The 15,347-nt window shown below is 68.1% G+C and carries 13 protein-coding genes and 1 pseudogene; 7 read left to right on the forward strand and 7 right to left on the reverse strand.

Features of this window, described 5'->3' with window-relative positions:
* Positions 1 to 59 precede the first annotated feature (59 nt).
* The 3 genes from ACMGFG_RS14335 to ACMGFG_RS14345 all read right to left on the reverse strand — a co-directional run bounded on the left by ACMGFG_RS14335 (position 60) and on the right by ACMGFG_RS14345 (position 3,797).
* Positions 60 to 782 (reverse strand): phosphoglycerol geranylgeranyltransferase, encoded by a 723-nt coding sequence (locus tag ACMGFG_RS14335; protein WP_436931009.1) that lies wholly within the window; start codon positions 780 to 782, stop codon positions 60 to 62.
* A gap of 101 nt (positions 783 to 883) precedes the next feature.
* On the reverse strand, positions 884 to 2,239 hold the full coding sequence (locus ACMGFG_RS14340; protein WP_436931010.1) for a hypothetical protein: 1,356 nt from the start codon (positions 2,237 to 2,239) through the stop codon (positions 884 to 886).
* Entirely contained in the window at positions 2,232 to 3,797 is a 1,566-nt protein-coding gene (locus tag ACMGFG_RS14345) for an AAA family ATPase (RefSeq protein ID WP_436931011.1), read from the reverse strand. Before ACMGFG_RS14345 ends, ACMGFG_RS14340 begins: the two co-directional genes overlap by 8 nt.
* 190 nt (positions 3,798 to 3,987) lie before the next feature.
* On the opposite strand from ACMGFG_RS14345, the pseudogene ACMGFG_RS14350 reads away from it, so the two are divergent.
* From ACMGFG_RS14350 to ACMGFG_RS14375, 6 genes and pseudogenes are all read left to right on the forward strand, one after another.
* Positions 3,988 to 4,329: pseudogene (locus tag ACMGFG_RS14350) on the forward strand (restriction endonuclease); the annotation flags it as partial.
* A 477-nt stretch (positions 4,330 to 4,806) separates the two neighbouring features.
* A complete protein-coding gene (locus ACMGFG_RS14355) occupies positions 4,807 to 5,262 on the forward strand; it encodes a Rieske (2Fe-2S) protein (protein WP_436931012.1) in 456 nt (151 codons plus the stop codon).
* Positions 5,263 to 5,393: 131 nt separating this feature from the next.
* Positions 5,394 to 5,582, forward strand: a complete 189-nt coding sequence (locus ACMGFG_RS14360) for a Rieske (2Fe-2S) domain-containing protein (RefSeq protein ID WP_436931013.1) — start codon at positions 5,394 to 5,396, stop codon at positions 5,580 to 5,582.
* A 66-nt stretch (positions 5,583 to 5,648) separates the two neighbouring features.
* Positions 5,649 to 6,425 (forward strand): hypothetical protein, encoded by a 777-nt coding sequence (locus ACMGFG_RS14365; protein ID WP_436931014.1) that lies wholly within the window; start codon positions 5,649 to 5,651, stop codon positions 6,423 to 6,425.
* A gap of 82 nt (positions 6,426 to 6,507) precedes the next feature.
* Complete coding sequence (locus tag ACMGFG_RS14370; RefSeq protein WP_436931015.1) at positions 6,508 to 6,801, forward strand: DUF433 domain-containing protein; 294 nt, start codon at positions 6,508 to 6,510, stop codon at positions 6,799 to 6,801.
* Positions 6,798 to 7,133: a DUF5615 family PIN-like protein gene (locus ACMGFG_RS14375; RefSeq protein WP_436931016.1), complete on the forward strand. Its 336-nt coding sequence runs from the start codon at positions 6,798 to 6,800 to the stop codon at positions 7,131 to 7,133. Before ACMGFG_RS14370 ends, ACMGFG_RS14375 begins: the two co-directional genes overlap by 4 nt.
* Before the next feature lie 12 nt (positions 7,134 to 7,145).
* Here ACMGFG_RS14375 and ACMGFG_RS14380 read toward each other — a convergent pair whose 3' ends face one another.
* The 3 genes from ACMGFG_RS14380 to ACMGFG_RS14390 form a co-directional block, all read right to left on the reverse strand.
* Entirely contained in the window at positions 7,146 to 9,782 is a 2,637-nt protein-coding gene (locus ACMGFG_RS14380; RefSeq protein WP_436931017.1) for a DNA topoisomerase I, read from the reverse strand.
* 207 nt (positions 9,783 to 9,989) lie between these two features.
* Complete coding sequence (locus ACMGFG_RS14385; RefSeq protein ID WP_436931018.1) at positions 9,990 to 11,021, reverse strand: C45 family autoproteolytic acyltransferase/hydrolase; 1,032 nt, start codon at positions 11,019 to 11,021, stop codon at positions 9,990 to 9,992.
* 60 nt (positions 11,022 to 11,081) lie between these two features.
* On the reverse strand, positions 11,082 to 12,221 hold the full coding sequence (locus ACMGFG_RS14390; RefSeq protein ID WP_436931019.1) for a hypothetical protein: 1,140 nt from the start codon (positions 12,219 to 12,221) through the stop codon (positions 11,082 to 11,084).
* A gap of 168 nt (positions 12,222 to 12,389) precedes the next feature.
* On the opposite strand from ACMGFG_RS14390, the gene ACMGFG_RS14395 reads away from it, so the two are divergent.
* Positions 12,390 to 13,817 carry an MATE family efflux transporter gene (locus tag ACMGFG_RS14395; RefSeq protein WP_436931113.1) on the forward strand — a complete coding sequence of 476 codons (1,428 nt, stop codon included), beginning with the start codon at positions 12,390 to 12,392 and terminating at the stop codon, positions 13,815 to 13,817.
* Between the two features lie 39 nt (positions 13,818 to 13,856).
* On the opposite strand, the gene gatB is transcribed toward ACMGFG_RS14395, so the two are convergent.
* Positions 13,857 to 15,344 carry an Asp-tRNA(Asn)/Glu-tRNA(Gln) amidotransferase subunit GatB gene (gene gatB / locus ACMGFG_RS14400; protein WP_436931020.1) on the reverse strand — a complete coding sequence of 496 codons (1,488 nt, stop codon included), beginning with the start codon at positions 15,342 to 15,344 and terminating at the stop codon, positions 13,857 to 13,859.
* Positions 15,345 to 15,347 lie beyond the last annotated feature (3 nt).

The following is a 15,347-nucleotide window of genomic DNA, read 5'->3' on the forward strand; positions in this document are numbered from 1 at the left end:
CGGAGTCGTCGCGCCGCTCACACGTCGCGGACACGTGGGGGACGACTGGAGACCGACCGTCAGTCGCCGAGCGTCGCGGGCGTGGCGTCTTTCGCGCCCTCGACGGTTTCGGCGACGGCGTCGACGCCCTCGTCGTGGACGAGGTCGCCGACGATCACGGTGTCGGCGTGTTCGGCCATGGTGTTGGCCGACTCGTAGTCGTGGATGCCGCCGCCGTAGAAGAGGGTGGCCTCGTCCAGCGCGTCGGCGGCGGCGGCGACGACCTCGGGGTCGCCGAACGTGCCCGAGTACTCGGCGTAGATGATCTCCTGGCCGAGCATCCGCTCGCCGACCTCGGCGTAGGCGGCCACGTCCTCGGGGTCGAGGTCGCAGTCGGACTGGGTGAGTTTGGCGGCGGCCGAGTCGGGGTTGAGGACGATGTACCCCTCGGTGAAGGTGCGCGCCCAGTCGATGTCGTCGTCGATGCGGACCCACTCCTTGTGGACGCCGGAGAGCCACGCGATGTCGCCGGCGTTGAGGACCGCGGGCACGAGGTAGCCGTCGACGCCGCCGCGGTGGACGACGTTGGCTGGATTGGACGGTTCGACGTACAGCGGCACGTCGTACTCGGCGCAGGCCTCGACCACGTCGGCCATCTTCTCCTCGGTGACGCCCGTCGTCCCGCCCACCTCGATGGCGTCCGTGCCACAGGTGACGACGTCGGCGTACGTCTCCCCGTCGACCAGCTCCTTGTCCGGGTCGACCTTCAGGATGTGGTCCCAGTCGTCCCACGGCCTCTGCATACTCGCACACACCTCGCGGGACCGTAAAACCGCTTCGGATGGGAGTAGCTGAGAGGTATCGCTACGCCGATGTTTGCTGAGTACCCGGATCGCACCTCCGTTCAGACGATGTTTTCCAGAACGTCACCGAGGCGCGATTCGAGTTCCGACGCCTGGAGGATCTTGATCTCGTTGTCCGACTGATCGTCGAGTGACGCGGTCTCCTCGTCGAGATCCTGCGTGACGAGCAGTCCGTTCCAGCCCGTTCCGAAGTAGTCCTCCGACTCGGACTCGCCGAAGACGAACTCGTCGTTGACACGGAGGAAGGCCAGATACTCCGCGGTCTCCTTGATCCCTTCGCGGATCGTGTCGGTCCGGCGGCTATTTTTCACCTCGGCGATGAGATACTCGTTCCTGTTCGCGTCCTCGTCGATGACCTCCATCACGATCACGTCGGGTCGGCCGGTGTGATTCCGGAAGCTACGGTCACTGAAGTAACTGTTCGCGACGTTTCGTGCGACAGTCTGGACCTTCTCGGTCCGTGATAGCAGCCGGTCTTCTGCCTCCGGAACGTCGGAGACGAAGGAGAGGTCCCTGTCTGCCGCGGAGTTGTCGTGGTAGAGGACGATATCTTTCTCGCCTTCCAATGTGGCGATTTCCTGTCGGCCCGTCGCGATCGTCTTGAACTGGAAGTCGTTGTCCTGAATGTCTTCGATGGTAGCGACGAACCGAAATAGCACGAACAGTTCGAACAGCGCGTGGTCGTCGTCGGGTGTGATGGCCGTCTGGTCGAGGAGGTCGTGAAGCGCCTCCTCGTCGCCGGCGAAGAGTGATGCCCGGTCCCGGAGCAGTTCGGCTGCCTCCCGGTAGATCACGTCTCGAGAAGTCTCCGCGGTCGTCAGCATCTGCTCGGTCGGTTCGTAAACCTCCGGTTCGCGGATGCGCCGTACGTGGACGTTCCGTTCCACGATCCGTTTCAACTCGTCGATCAGTGGCTCGCTCCCTCTCCACGTCTCTGTCACCCACTCGTACTCCCCACGGAGGTACTCTTCGGCCTCTGTGACCGTCGTGTGGACCACCGAGAGTAAATGTTTCAACACGACGTTCTCGGGAATATCGTAATCCTCGGACCGGTTCGTGCAGACGAACAGTGAGGCGTCGCGAGGGCTCTCGGTATAGCGCTTCTTGACTGTCGCGTTCCAGTCGATGTGACCGTCTACGCCGCCTCTCCGGGTTTTCGACACGGTTTCCGTCTCGGTTCGTACGCTTCGGAGCCGTTTCGGGAGCGCCCGAACGAATTCGAGCACGTCCTCCTGAAGGATAAAGTGCAGATCCAACAGCAACTCGTAGTCCTCGAAGCGCTGGTCCAGTTCGTCGGGTTTGATCGAACGGGCGACTTCCTGCTCGGGAAACGCCCCGTGCATCGCGTACGCCAGGATGTCCTGCGTGAGATTGTTCAGGAGTTCGTCCCTATCCATTGCTGAGGAAACTCACCTGAAGCATATCTCTGGCGGCATCGTCGAGTTCGTGTTCGTCGATCTGCTCGACAGAAGCGATCTGTTCGACGATCTGTTCCCGCTTGGGAACGCCTTCGAGTTGAGGGAAGATGAAGCTGACAACCGCCTCGGTAAGGCGGTCTTCCAGCGGGAGCGTCTCGTTTTCCCGCGTGTATTCGAGCATGTCTTTGACGAGCGCTGGGCCGATAGCGCGGTCGTCGATCGCGTGGTTCATCTTTCGCCAGATCCGGCCGATGCCGATGAGTCGTTCCCGGTCACGGTCCTCGACATTCAACCCCCAGGCGTCGGCGTACTGGTGCATGAGATCCTCGATTTCTCCGTCTGACTGGGGGATATCCGGTGCGCTGATCCGGACGAAGGCGAACCGCCGCATGAACGCGTAACTCATCTCGTATAGCGATGTCTTGTCGTACGTATTCATCGTCGCGAGCAGTCGCCACGACGGGGTGACGGGGAACCGATCCTCGTCTCTGACGACCTGTTCGACCGTTCCGTCGGAGGTCTCCTCGTCGACCCACTCGATCCGTACTCGGTTCTCTCGCTCGTACGGCAACTCGACGGAGTCCTTCGAGAGAACGGAGAAGAGCTGTCCGAACGCCTTGTCGATGTCCGCCCGGTTCAGTTCGTCGATGACCAGCCACTTGTTCTGAATATCGCCGTTCTGGTCCCGAAAACAGCGGAGGAAGAGCCTCGGATCGAACGACAGCTGGTTGCCGTCACCCGTCGGGGCGTATCCCCCGATGGTGTCGAACGTGCTCCACTCGGCTGTCGCTGTCGTGAACGTGTATCCGTCGACTTCGGGGGATTCCTGCACCTGTTCACACACCGACCGCGCCAGCCGGCTTTTCCCAGTTCCTGGCGGCCCGGTGAACACGATGTGTTTTCCCGAGTTCAGCGCTGCTTCGATCTGCCCCTCTAATCGCTCAGTGTTCTCGAAAACGAGGTCCGAGGGCAGTTCGATATTCACCGGAGAAAGTGCAAGTTTGTCGCTGATATCGGGCTCCGTTGGTGTATCAGATTCGGTATCTTCACCGGGATTCGCATCCGTTCGTCGTGCTTCGATGTACTCGTTCACCGAGCCGAACTTCTCGCGGATAGCCCTGTGGCCGTCGTCGCCGTAGGAGACGAACGACTGCTGGATGTACGTCTTGGTCAGCCCGTCGAACCCGTGAAGTTCTTCGCTCGGAATGTCGAGCGGGAAGGTCTCGGAGAAGTAGATGATGTAGTCCCAGGGGTCGTCGGATTCTTTCCCCTCACTTCCCCAAACCCGGGTGTAGACCTCCCAGAGTTCTTTGCGGAGTTCTGGATTGTGCTCTTTCGCGAGTACCTGCCCGCCGTAGCTGTATTTTCGTGTCCCATCCTCGTCGTCAGCACCAGTATAGAACAGAACGTAATCGCCGGCATCGAGATCGTCCCAAGTAGAACTCGGATTCGGAATGCCCCAGATTGAGACCTTTCCTTCGAGTCCATCGACACCCGTATGTGACTGATATATCTCTTCACCGACTCCGTCCTTCACCGTACGCTGGAGATTACTCTTCGCCTTGTCGTTCGCGCAAGCAACTCTGAAAATACGAGACTGATCCGACATCGTGAGATGAGGATAGTGTCTCGTTGCAGTGTACTTAGAACTTCTTGAAGAATTAGCTTTCTTTGGTAATCTCGCAATTCGGTGCCGGAAGTCCCCTGGATAGCACGAGGTGTAGCTCGATATGGTTCCAGCCCTCCGGATCACGGACCTCTCGGAGACGGAGGCGGACCTGATCGAGGCGTTCGTGCCCGTCGCGGTCGAGGAGGCCGGCGGGTTCGCGGGCTTCCGGGAGACGGCGACGAAGACGAACTCGCTGGTCGACCGCCTGCGCTCGCTGACGCTGCCGCGGGTCGCCGACGTGGAAGAGGGGCTGGCGAGCTACCGCGAGACGATGGCCCGGGCCGAGGAACTGGACCGGAAGATCGAGCGCACCGACGAGTTGATCGACGAGATCGTCTACGAACTGTACGGGCTGACCGACGAGGAGATCGAGATCGTCGAGGAAGCTGTGGAGGAGTAGGATCGGGTGTGACCGCACTCGACGGTGTGCGCTGAAAGCCTCGACGCGCTCGCTAACTGGAATCGTGACCGAAGGTGACCGCAGGCGTTGAAAGCCCTCGGCGCGCTCGCTAACCGGAGACACTACCGCACTCGATAGTGAGCGCTGAAAGCCCTCGGCGCGCTCGCGGTCGCTGAGCGACATATCCGCGCTCTCTGCACCGCCCGCGCGGATAGGGGTCGCTCAGACGACTAAACTGCACGCGAGCGCGCCTCGCCCTTTCAGTCCACCAGGGACCACGACCACCCCGCACAGCACCGCAGACGGCCACACACCTCCCCAGCCGATTGCGCTTCTCGGCCTCCGGCCTGCGATGCTCATCCCTCGCGCGATGTCGTCGCGCGCATGAAAGCGCGCTCCAGCGCGCGCCGGCGTGGAGAGGTCGTCGGGCGGATGTTCGCCGCCAGACCTAACTCGTCGCTGTCCTATCGACGGGTGATGGCAGACGGCGCGCGACTGACGACAGTCGAGGACGTTCGCGAGGACGGATCGTTCCTGTTCACGGCGACCAACTCCTTCGACATGGACGAGGAGGTCATCGTCGTCCCCTGCGACGACGAGCTGGCGGCCGACGGCGGGGCGCCGGTCGACGGCGATGGCGGCGTCGCGGCGTGGATCAACCGCTGCACGCACGAGGCCCAGCGCTTCGACACCGGCCGCGGCGTCCCCATGCGCGACGGCGAGATCATCTGCCCCAAACACGGGTCGATGTTCGACGCGTGTTCCGGCGAGTGCAACAACGGCGAAGCCGCCGGAACCACGCTGCCCGACGTGGACGTGACCGTCGAGGACGGCGAGGTGTTCCTCGTCGACGACGAGTATACCTTCGAGCACGAGGGCGGCATCGACGAGGGCGAGGACGGTCCGAGTTCGACCAGCCACGTCGGCTTCTGAAGTGCGGTCGAGGACACTCACCGGACGCGAGCGAGTGACACGAGCGAGTCGTCCGGCTTTTTGGTCCAGATTTTTCGCCGACGGTTCCCGCAGGTCGCCTCCGGCGACCGAGGAAACCCGAGGCGAAAAAGGTGGTTCCTGACGCCTGCTCGGGGGAGTGCAACAACGGCGAGGCGGCGGGGACGACCCTGCCCGACGTGGACGTGACCGTCGAGGACGGCGAGGTGTTCCTCGTCGACGACGAGTATACCTTCGAGCACGAGGGCGCCATCGACGACGGCGACGACGGCCCGAGTTCGACCAGCCACGTCGGCTTTTGAGCGGCCCCTCGACCCGCCCTTCGCCCCAGCGTTTTAACACAGAGACAGGTCAAACGTCACTCAGCGATGCGACTGGCGAACGCGGTCACGGCGCCCGCGGCGGGGGTGGCCATCGTCGTCGCGCTGGCGCCCGTGGTCCCGGTGGCGGCGACGCTGCTGGTCGGGGCGGTCGTCGCGACGGCGGTGACGTTCCGGGCGGGGACCCACCGCTACGGGCTCGTGGGGGCGCTGTACCTGCTGGGCGTCGGGGCCGCGGTCCTCGCGCTCGCGCGGTTCCCGTTCGCCTGGAAGCGGACGCCCCTGTTCGCGCTGTGGGGGTTCGGCCTGCTGAGCCTCGCGGTGTTCTGCCTGCGGGTCGCGCTGGGGGTCGTCGGGCGGCGCGTCCTCGCGCTGGTCGTCGACGAGGGGGCCGACAGCGTGTGGGACGCGCTCTCGGCGTTCGGCGGCACCCTGGTGGTCGCCTGGAGCGTGCTGACCGCCCACGAGAAGGCCGCGCGCTCGGCCGGCGTCGCGGCCGGCGTGTCGACGACGACGCTGCTCGACGCGCTGGGCTACGGCTTCCCCGTCCTCGCCGGCGTCCTCCAGCGCTACCGGTCGGTCACCGTCGCCGGCCGGGAGTTCGTCGTCCCGCTGTGGGCGCTGCGCCACGGCGTCGACGCGACCACCGTCCTCTTCGTCGGCTGTCTCATCGTCGGCTTCCACACGGTCGGGACGCTGGCCGCGACCTGGCGGGCGGTGAAGGACACGACCGGCTACGCGACCGAGCAGGCGGGCGATGTCGCGGCCGATGCGGCCGCGGACGGCGGTGACGCCGACGGCAGTGGTGACCGAACCGAACGGTGAACCCGGCCACTCCCCGGCCAGTCCAGTCGCCGTGACTCGCGCCCGGAGGTTTAAGACGGATAGAGGCCTACTCCGTCGTGAGATGGCGACCCAGCGACACGGGATCGTGCCCGGCGACGAGTCGTCGATCCACGACGAGCCCCACGTCGAGGGGCGGCGGGTGACGGTCAGAGTCGTCCAGGCCCGCGTCGAGGAGCGCGGCGACGATCCCGAGTGTGTCGCCGACCAGCTCGACCTGGACATCGCCAGCGTCTACGAGGCGCTGGCGTACTACCACAACAACCCCGAGGAGATGCGGGCCGTCGAGCGACGCCACGAGGAAGCCGTCGCCGCCGCGAAGCGCCGTTCCGACCTCTCGCCGCCCGACGGTGAATGAGCTACCGGCTCCTGCTCGACGAGAACGTCGAGCGAGCCGTGGCCGAACGGCTACGGGACGGCGGTCACGACATCGAGCGGGTCGCGGCCGTCCCCGAACTCGGACCCGGTGGCGCCGACGAGCTAGTCGCGGCGCACGCTCGCGACAGCGACCGCGTGCTCCTGACGTACGACGACGATTTCGTCCCCGCCATCGACGGGACGCCGACGCTGTACGTCCCCGACGAGACGCTCGCGAGCGACGCGGTCGCCGGGATCGTCGCGTCGGTCGCGGACCACTGTCCCCAGTCGGAGATCGGCGGCGTGGTCTACGCGGGGGCGAACTGGCTGTGAGAAGGGGTCGACTCAGTCGCTCTCGCCGGCTCTGGCTCCTTCGACCTCGGCCTGGATGTCGTCGAGGATCGTTCCTTCCTCGGTCGGCTCGTCGCCCCCCTCGGCGTCGGTCTCCGCGTCGGAGTCGCCGTCGGGACCCTCGTCGTCGTCGCCGGCGTCGACCTCCGGAAGCTGGGAGATCCAGTCGCGGATCTGGCTGGCGCTGACGCCCTGGATCTCCGTGGCGAGTACGTCCGGGTCGACCTCCCGGAGGTCCGCGGGTTCCTCGACACCCGCGGTCTCCAGCCGTTCCGCCGTGGCCGGGCCGACGCCGTCCAGATCCTCCAGGTCGTCGACGGCCTGGCGGGCGCGGTACTCCCGGTAGTTGCAGATGGGACAGCCCAGTTCCCACGGGTCGTCGTCGTCCTCGCCGCTGTGGACGACGAGCTCCGGCAGGTGGTGTTCGTCGCAGTACTCGTCGGTGATCTCGATGTCGCCCCGCCGCGGGAGCGGCAGCGAGTAGTCGCAGTCGGGGTAGCGGGTACAGCCGACGAGCCGCGAGCCCGACCGGAGCTGTTTGATCGCCAGCTCGCCGCCCTCGTCGTCGCCACACTCCGGGCAGCGGCCGATGACCTCGTCCTCGGTGTCGTCGGCCTCGTCGGCCGCACACTGCGGGCAGCCGTGGACGAACGTGTCCCGGCCGGCGAGCATCTTCACGTGGTTGAGGCCGTGCTCCTCGCAGGTCTCCTCCAGCACGAGCGGCTCGCCCGTGCTCGGCAGCGGGAGGGTATACTGGCAGTCGGGATAGCCGTCGCAGCCGACGAAGTAGGAGCCCTGCCGGCTCTGGCGGACCAGCAGGTCGTGGTCGCTCTCGGGGCAGGGACCCAGCCGGCGGTCGGCCTTCAGCGACTCCTGGAGGTGGTCGCCAATCGCCTCGCGGGACTCGCGCAGTTCCTCGAAGACGCGTTCGAGCATCTCCCGCGACTCCTGGGTCACGTCGTCGAGCGTCGCCTCGCCGTTGGCGATGGCGGACATGTCGGCCTCCAGCTGGGCGGTCATGTCGTCGCTGACGACGGGGTCGGCGTACTCCTCGGCGGCCTCGACGACCGCCTCCGCGAGCGCGGTGGGCCGCGGCGGGTCGTCCTCGATGTACCCCCGGTCGTAGAGCTTCTCGATGGTGTTGTGCCGGGTGGCCTTCGTCCCCAGGCCCAGGTCCTCCATCCGCTGGATGAGCCGCGACTGGCCGTACCGGCGGGGCGGCTGGGTCTGTTTCGCCTCCAGCTCCACGTCGGTCACGTCCAGCGCGTCGCCCTCCTCGACGGGCGGGAGGAACGATTCGCTCGCGGAGGAGTACGGATACACGTCGTGGTAGCCGGCTTCGAGCAGGCGCTTGCCGGTCGCCTTCAGCTGGCAGTCGTTGGCCTCGGCGACGACGCGCAGGTGCTCCCAGGTCGCCGGCTCGGCGACCGTCGCGAAGAAGCGGCGAACCACGAGTTCGTAGACCTCCCACTCGTCCTCGTCGAGTTCGTCGCGGTCGGGCACCGCGCCGGTCGGGTGGATCGGCGGGTGGTCGGTCGTCTCGTCGTCACCTTCCGTGGGATCGATCTCGTCGAGTTCCAGCAGCGACTCGGCGTCGTCCCCGAACTCGTGGGTCATCGTGAACTCGTCGAGCAACTCCTCGGGGTCCAGGTCCTCGGGGTAGACCGTGTTGTCCGTCCGCGGGTAGGTGATATAGCCCGTCGTGTACAGCTCCTCGGCGATGGACATGGCGCGCTGGGCGGAGTAGCCCAGCGATCCCGCGGCGGAGATGAACGCCGTGGTGTTGAACGGCGCGGGCGGGTTGTCCGTTCGGGTGCGCCGGCGGACCGACGTGACCTCGGCGCTGGTCGCCTCGCGCAGCCGGTCGTAGGCGTCGTCGGCGTCGCCCTCGTCCCAGACCCGCTCGGCCTCGCTGCCGTCGTCGTCGTAGAAGTACTGCGCCTCGAAGGTCTCGCCGTCCTTGGTGAGGTCGGCGAAGACCTCCCAGTAGTCGTCGGGGTCGAACGCCTGGATCTCCCGCTCGCGGTCGACGATGAGCTTGAGGGTGGGCGACTGCACCCGCCCGACCGAAATGAAGTCCTCGCCGAGCTGGCGCGCGGACAGCGAGAGGAAGCGGGTCAGCGCCGCGCCCCACACGAGGTCGATGATCTGCCGGGCCTCGCCGGCGGCCGCCAGGTCGAAGTCGATGTCGTCCGGTTCGGCGAAGGCGTTCTTGACCTCGCGCTCGGTGATCGAGGAGAACCGCACCCGCTTGACTGGGGCGTCGGTCTCCTCCCGGATGAGTTCGTAGGCCTCCTTGCCGATGAGTTCGCCCTCGCGGTCGTAGTCGGTCGCGATGACCGCCTCGTCGGCCTCGCGGGCGAGTTGCCGCAGGGTGCGGACGATGTTCTCCTGGGTGGGCGACTTGACGATGTCGGCGTCGATCAGCTCGACCGGTTCCACGTCCCGCCAGTCGCTGTACTCCTCGGGGAAGTCGACGCCGACGACGTGGCCCGAGAGGCCGACGCAGGTCTTCGTCCCCCACTCGTAGACGTTGACGCCGTTGCGCTGGGTGGTCGTCGCGGCCCCGTCGCTGAGGATCTCCGCGATGCGGCGCGCGGCGTTGTTCTTCTCCGTGATTATCAGTTCCACCGGGCGCCACCTCCGGCTCCGCGGGTTGCAGTCATGGGCGTCGATAGGGAGGTCCCCGACCTAAAGGTTTCGGGCAAAATCGACGGACAGCGGGCGTGTGCGTGCGATCGAGCGCCCGCGAACGGGAGCGTGTGCGGGCCCGTGCGAGCGGATGCGTCGCGCGGGCACGTGCGGAGGTACCACCAGTATTGCTCACACCAGTATTGCTCAGCGCCCGGTCTCGCGACCCGGTACGGCGACCGACTCGTAGGGGGCCTCTGCGGGCGAGTCCCGCGCGAGCGACGCGCTGTCGGCGCCCGTGTCGACCACCCACGACCAGATCGTCGACCGCGGGTCGTCCTCGGCCCCGTCGAGGCTCCACGCGACGCCGGCCTCGGGGTCGCCGACCAGCCGCCGCAGGTCGGCCGCCCCGACCGCCCCCTCGCGGTCGGCGGCCCACGCCTCGACGGCGCAGTACCGCGGACAGTCGGCCGGAGTCCGCTCGACCGACTGGTGAGCGCGCATCCGCGCCGAGTCGAACTGGTTGGTCGCGACCAGGAGGGAGTCGCCGTGGTCCGGTCGCCGCGTCTCGACCGCTCCGGGGCTCGCCTCGACGACCGCCACGTCGCCGTCCGCGTCCGCCACGAGGACGTTCACGTTCCGCGCGTGCGGGACGGATTCGAGATAGTCGACCGCCTCGGCGACGGTCCCGCAGGTGTCCAGCACCGTCCGGACGGCCAGCGGCCACATCACGCCCGGTTCGTACTCCTCGGTCGGGACCCCGGCGAACCCGGCGGCGAGACCCGCCTCGTTGACCCCGTCCAGCCGACCGGCGAACCCGTGGGCGCAGCCGACGCTGGCCAGCCGGTCAGTCGGGTCGGTCCGGTACAGCTTGGAGTAGCGCCGGAACGAGGGGTAGAAGTCGTGGTTGCGGGCGAACAGCGCGCTCCCGCCCTCGGCGTGTTCGCCGGGGACGCCGACGAGCGAGCAACTGGGGTCGGCGTCGGCCGCGAGCGCGACGGCCCTGACCGCCTCGCGTTCGACGCCCGCCTCCGCGGCGATCGCGTCGAGTTCGTCGAGGACGCCCGGTGCGTGTTCGCGGACGTGCGGTTCGCACTCGCGGGCGAACTCGCGGACCGGCCGCGACGGGTCGAGCGACTCGGGCGCCACGTCGGCCAGCGACCGGTCCGACGCGGCCACCTGCGCCGCGAACCCCGTCCCGAGTTCCGCGGGCGACCCCCGGAGGTGAAACTCGTCCATGCCACCCGGCTCGGAGCCGACCCCGATAACGACTGGGGTGGCGTGCGAACGGTTCGCGACCTACGCCGCCTGTTCGGCCGCGCCGCTCGCCTCCGGTTCGCGGGGGACCGCGCAGGCGGGGTCGTGGCTCGCCCGGACTGCGCTGCCGGTCAGGATGAGGACGCTCGCGGCGAAGAAGAGGCCGCCGACCGGCGACGACGGGTCCATGAACGCCCAGTAGACGGGGGTGGCCGCCGCGCCGAACAGCGCACCGGCCGCGCCGTAGACCGCGGGCGCGCAGCAGCCGCAGGCGGTCGCGCCGGCAGTCGTGAGCGTCCCGACGATCACCCGCGGGGAGTCGACGGACCCGCCGGTCGTGAGCTGGCGCGCCGCCAGCGCGGCGTTGCTCGCCACGAGCCCGCCGAGGATGGCCACGAGCAGCAGCGACCCCAGCGAGACGTACCCCGACAGCGGGATAGCGGGCGCGTAGAACTCCAGGGCCGGCCAGTAGACCAGCGGCGAGGCGACCTGGTAGGGGGTGACGAACCCCTGGCCGGCGATGTCGGCGGTCAGGTCGGGGTTCACCGAGAGCGTCCCCGCCGAGAACAGGTAGAAGACGCCGAACAGGAGGAAGGTGACGACGGCGGTGACCGCGGGGACTCGCGCGGTCAGCACCCCCGGGAACGACGGCCCGGCGTCGCGGTAGAAGACGTAGAGGACGGCGGCGGGGACGGCCGCCGCGAGCAGGTAGCCCAGCGGGTTCGTCAGCCCCTCCTGGGGCAGCAGCGTCGGGTAGGCGATCCACGCCGCCAGCAGGAGGCCGAGCCCGACGTAGCGGGGGCGCTCGGGCCACTTCCAGCGGACGACGACGAGACTCCCCAGCGCCACGACGATGGCCGAGACGGCGTTGATCACGGGGAACCACTCCGTCCAGTCGGGCGTCGCCGCCGGCGCGATCTGCACCTCGACGAGGCCGATGGTCCCGGCGATGACCGCCACTGCGCCCAGCGAGACGAGCCCGGCGCCGAACCGGTCGCTCCGCGCCCCGTCGCGCAGCACCCGATAGCCGCCGATCCCCGCGACGATCCCCAGGATCGTGACCGCGCCGAGGACCCAGTGGGGCGTCCCCGCGTGCGTCGTTCCCGCGTGGGCGACGACCGCGTCGAGGCCCCCGATGGTCCCCGCGGCCGCCGCGAGCGCCTGGCCGAGGCCGAGTGTCATTGTCGACCGTCGGGCCCGGACGATAAAGGACGTTCTGATACGCGCGTCGAAAGCGCGGGTCGCCGCCCCGGAGCGAGCGGGCGGCGGCGACCGGGAGCGAGACGGATACGTTTACGGCCGGGTGGTTCCTGCGGGGAGACAGTGGCAGAGCCCGACTCGCGCGTCGACATGACCACCGGCGCGGTGACCCCGCGGCTGTTCAGCCTCGCCTGGCCGCTCGTGGCCGGCAACCTCCTCCAGACCGCCTACAACCTCGCGGACATGTTCTGGGTCGGTCGCGTCAGCGCCGAGGCCGTCGCCGCCGTCTCGCTGATGTTCCCGACCGCCTACCTGTTCATCTCCGTCGCGATGGGGCTGACCGCCGCGACCAACGCCGTCGTCTCCCAGCACATCGGCGCCGGCAACGAGCGGCGCGCCCAGCGGACCGTCGCCCAGTCGGTCCTGCTGGCCGTCGCCGTCGCCGCCGCGCTCGGGACCTTCGGTTTCGCCGTCCGCCGGCCGCTGGTCGCACTCATCGGCGCCCAGGGCGCCGTCTTCGACGCCGCCGTCGCCTACATCGAGTTCGTCTTCCTCGCCATCCCCTTCACCTTCCTCTTTTTCGTCTTCCGCTCGTCGCTGCGGGCCGCCGGCGACACCCGGACGGCGATGTGGTTAGTGGGAGCGAGCGCCGGCCTCAACATCGTCATCGACCCCGTCTTCATCCTCGACTGGGGACCGTTCCTCGGCCTCGGCGCGCAGGGCGCCGCCATCGCTACCTTCATCTCCCGGGGCGTGGCCGCCGCCATCGGACTCTACATCCTCGTCGACGGCGGCTGGGGCATCCGCCTCCGGCTCGGCGACCTCTCGCCCGACCCGGCCATCCTCCGGCGGCTCGTCGACGTGGGCTACCCCGCGACCCTCGACGGGCTGACGCGCTCGCTGGCGGCGGTCACCTTCGCCGCCCTCGTGGCACGGTTCGGCGCGGTGGCGACGGCCGCCTACGGCATCGGCATCCGCCTGATGTCCGTCTCCTGGACCGTCTCCGGGGCGGTCGGCCAGGCGGCCGCGACCGGCGTCGGGCAGAACCTCGGCGCCGACCAGCCCGACCGGGCGGCCGACGTGACCTGGAAGGCCACCGGCGGCGCGATGGCCGTCCTCTTCGCCGCCGGCGGGCTCGTCTACGCGTTCCCCGCCATCGCGATGGGCGTGTTCATCGGCGAGCAGGCCGTCATCGACGCCGGCGTCACGCTCCTGCGGATCATCGCGCCCTTCTGGGCCTTCTTCGGCGGCCTGATGGTCGTCCAGGGCGGGTTCCGCGGCGCCGGCCGGACGAAGGTGGCGTTCGTCCTCTCGCTGCTCTCGCGGTGGGTCTTCCGGGTGCCGGTCGCGGTCTTCCTGGCCTACGCCGTCGCGCTGGACCCGCCGGCCGTGACCCCCGTCGACGTGAACGGCCTCTGGTGGGCGATGGCCGCCTCCGCGCTGGCCTCGTTCGTCGTCGGCGTCGCCTGGTTCCGCCGCGGCGGCTGGCGCGAGGCCGTCATCGACGACGAAGGGACCCCCGCCGGCGACGGCCCGGTCGGCGACGCCGTCGACGGCGAGGAGCCAGTCACCGACTGAGCCGGACAACTGAGACCGAAAACTGACCGCTCGCCGGCGTTACCCGTCCAGTTCCTCGCGGAGCAACTGATTCACGTCACCGGGGTCCGCAGACCCGCCGGTCTTGCCCATGACCTGCCCGACGAGGAAGTTGATGGCGCCGTCGTCGCCGTCGTGGTAGTCGGAGACCGCCTCGGGGTTCTCCTCGATGGCCGCCTCGACGGCCTGCTGGACCTCGTCGCCGCTGGTCTTGCCGAGGTCCTCGCGCTCGACGATCTCGTCGGGGGGGTCCCCGTCGTCGAGCATCCCCCGCAGCACGGTCTCGCGGGCGTTCTTCGTCGTGATCTCGTCCTCGGCGACGAGTTCGACGAGCCGCTCGATCTCGTCGAAGCGGTCGGACACGTCGGTGATCTGCATATCGCGGTAGTTGAGTTCCCCGAGGAGTTCGTCGGCGACCCACGTCGCGGCCAGGTCGGGGTCGAACTGCTCGGCCACGTCCTCGAAGAAGTCCGCGACCTCCTTCGTGCTCGTCAGTTTGTCGGCGGCCTCCTCGTTGAGCCCGTACTCCTCCCTGAAGCGCTCGCGCCGGGCGTCCGGGAGTTCCGGGATGGCGAGCTTCTCCTTCCAGTCACTCACTTTGAGTGGGGGGAGGTCGGCCTCGCGGAAGTACCGGTAGTCCTTCTCCTCCTCCTTCGAGCGCATCGAGAGGGTGACGCCCTTCGACTCGTCCCAGTGGCGGGTCTCCTGCTCAACGGCGCGGCCGCGCTGGATGGCGTTCTTCTGGCGGGTCTCCTCGTACGCGAGGGCCTTCTCCGCGCCCTTGTGGCTGGAGATGTTCTTGACCTCCGTGCGGTTGGCCGACTCCAGCGTCTCCGTGTCGATGGCGCCGTCGTCGCCGACCGCCGCGCCCTCGACGATGGAGAGGTTGGCGTCCACGCGCAGCGAGCCGTCGCGGGTGGCGTCGAAGATGCCCAGATACTCCAGCACCTCCGTGAGCTTGGCGAGGAAGGCCCGCACCTCGTCGGGCGAGCGGAAGTCCGGTTCGGTGACGATCTCCATCAGCGGCGTGCCTGCGCGGTTGTAGTCGACCAGCGTGTAGTCGGCGGTGTCGATCGAGCCGCCCTTGTGCTGGAGGCTGCCGGGGTCCTCCTCGAGGTGGGCGCGGCGGATCGCGACCGAGCGGCGCTCGCCCGCCACCGAGAACTCCAGTTCCCCGTCGGCGCAGATCGGGGCGTCGTACTGGGTGATCTGGAAGTTCTTGGGGAGGTCGGGGTAGTAGTAGTTCTTCCGGTGGAAGGTCGTCTCCTCGGGGATGGTGGCGTCGATGGCCTTGCCGACCTTGACGGCGGCCTCGACGGCGCCCTCGTTGACGACCGGGAGCGCGCCGGGCAGGCCCAGGCAGACGGGACAGGTGTGGGTGTTGGGCTCGTCGTCGCCCACGTCGGTCGAGCAGCCACAGAAGATCTTCGTGTCCGTCTCCAGCTGGACGTGGACCTCCAGCCCGATGACGGTCGCCAGATCCTCGGACTCGACGGCTTGTGCGGTCATTAC

Source organism: Halosimplex halobium (assembly GCF_051414055.1).
GTDB lineage: Archaea > Halobacteriota > Halobacteria > Halobacteriales > Haloarculaceae > Halosimplex > Halosimplex halobium.

What these genes read in the sequence shown, in the direction of transcription:
- ACMGFG_RS14370 (WP_436931015.1), top strand. Translation starts at nt 6,508, where the DNA reads ATGGCGACCCAGCGACACGGGATCGTGCCCGGCGACGAGTCGTCGATC.
- ACMGFG_RS14395 (WP_436931113.1), top strand. Translation starts at nt 12,390, where the DNA reads ATGACCACCGGCGCGGTGACCCCGCGGCTGTTCAGCCTCGCCTGGCCG.
- ACMGFG_RS14335 (WP_436931009.1), bottom strand. Translation starts at nt 782, where the DNA reads ATGCAGAGGCCGTGGGACGACTGGGACCACATCCTGAAGGTCGACCCG.
- ACMGFG_RS14340 (WP_436931010.1), bottom strand. Translation starts at nt 2,239, where the DNA reads ATGGATAGGGACGAACTCCTGAACAATCTCACGCAGGACATCCTGGCG.
- ACMGFG_RS14365 (WP_436931014.1), top strand. Translation starts at nt 5,649, where the DNA reads ATGCGACTGGCGAACGCGGTCACGGCGCCCGCGGCGGGGGTGGCCATC.
- gatB (WP_436931020.1), bottom strand. Translation starts at nt 15,344, where the DNA reads ATGACCGCACAAGCCGTCGAGTCCGAGGATCTGGCGACCGTCATCGGG.
- ACMGFG_RS14390 (WP_436931019.1), bottom strand. Translation starts at nt 12,221, where the DNA reads ATGACACTCGGCCTCGGCCAGGCGCTCGCGGCGGCCGCGGGGACCATC.
- ACMGFG_RS14355 (WP_436931012.1), top strand. Translation starts at nt 4,807, where the DNA reads ATGGCAGACGGCGCGCGACTGACGACAGTCGAGGACGTTCGCGAGGAC.
- ACMGFG_RS14375 (WP_436931016.1), top strand. Translation starts at nt 6,798, where the DNA reads ATGAGCTACCGGCTCCTGCTCGACGAGAACGTCGAGCGAGCCGTGGCC.
- ACMGFG_RS14385 (WP_436931018.1), bottom strand. Translation starts at nt 11,021, where the DNA reads ATGGACGAGTTTCACCTCCGGGGGTCGCCCGCGGAACTCGGGACGGGG.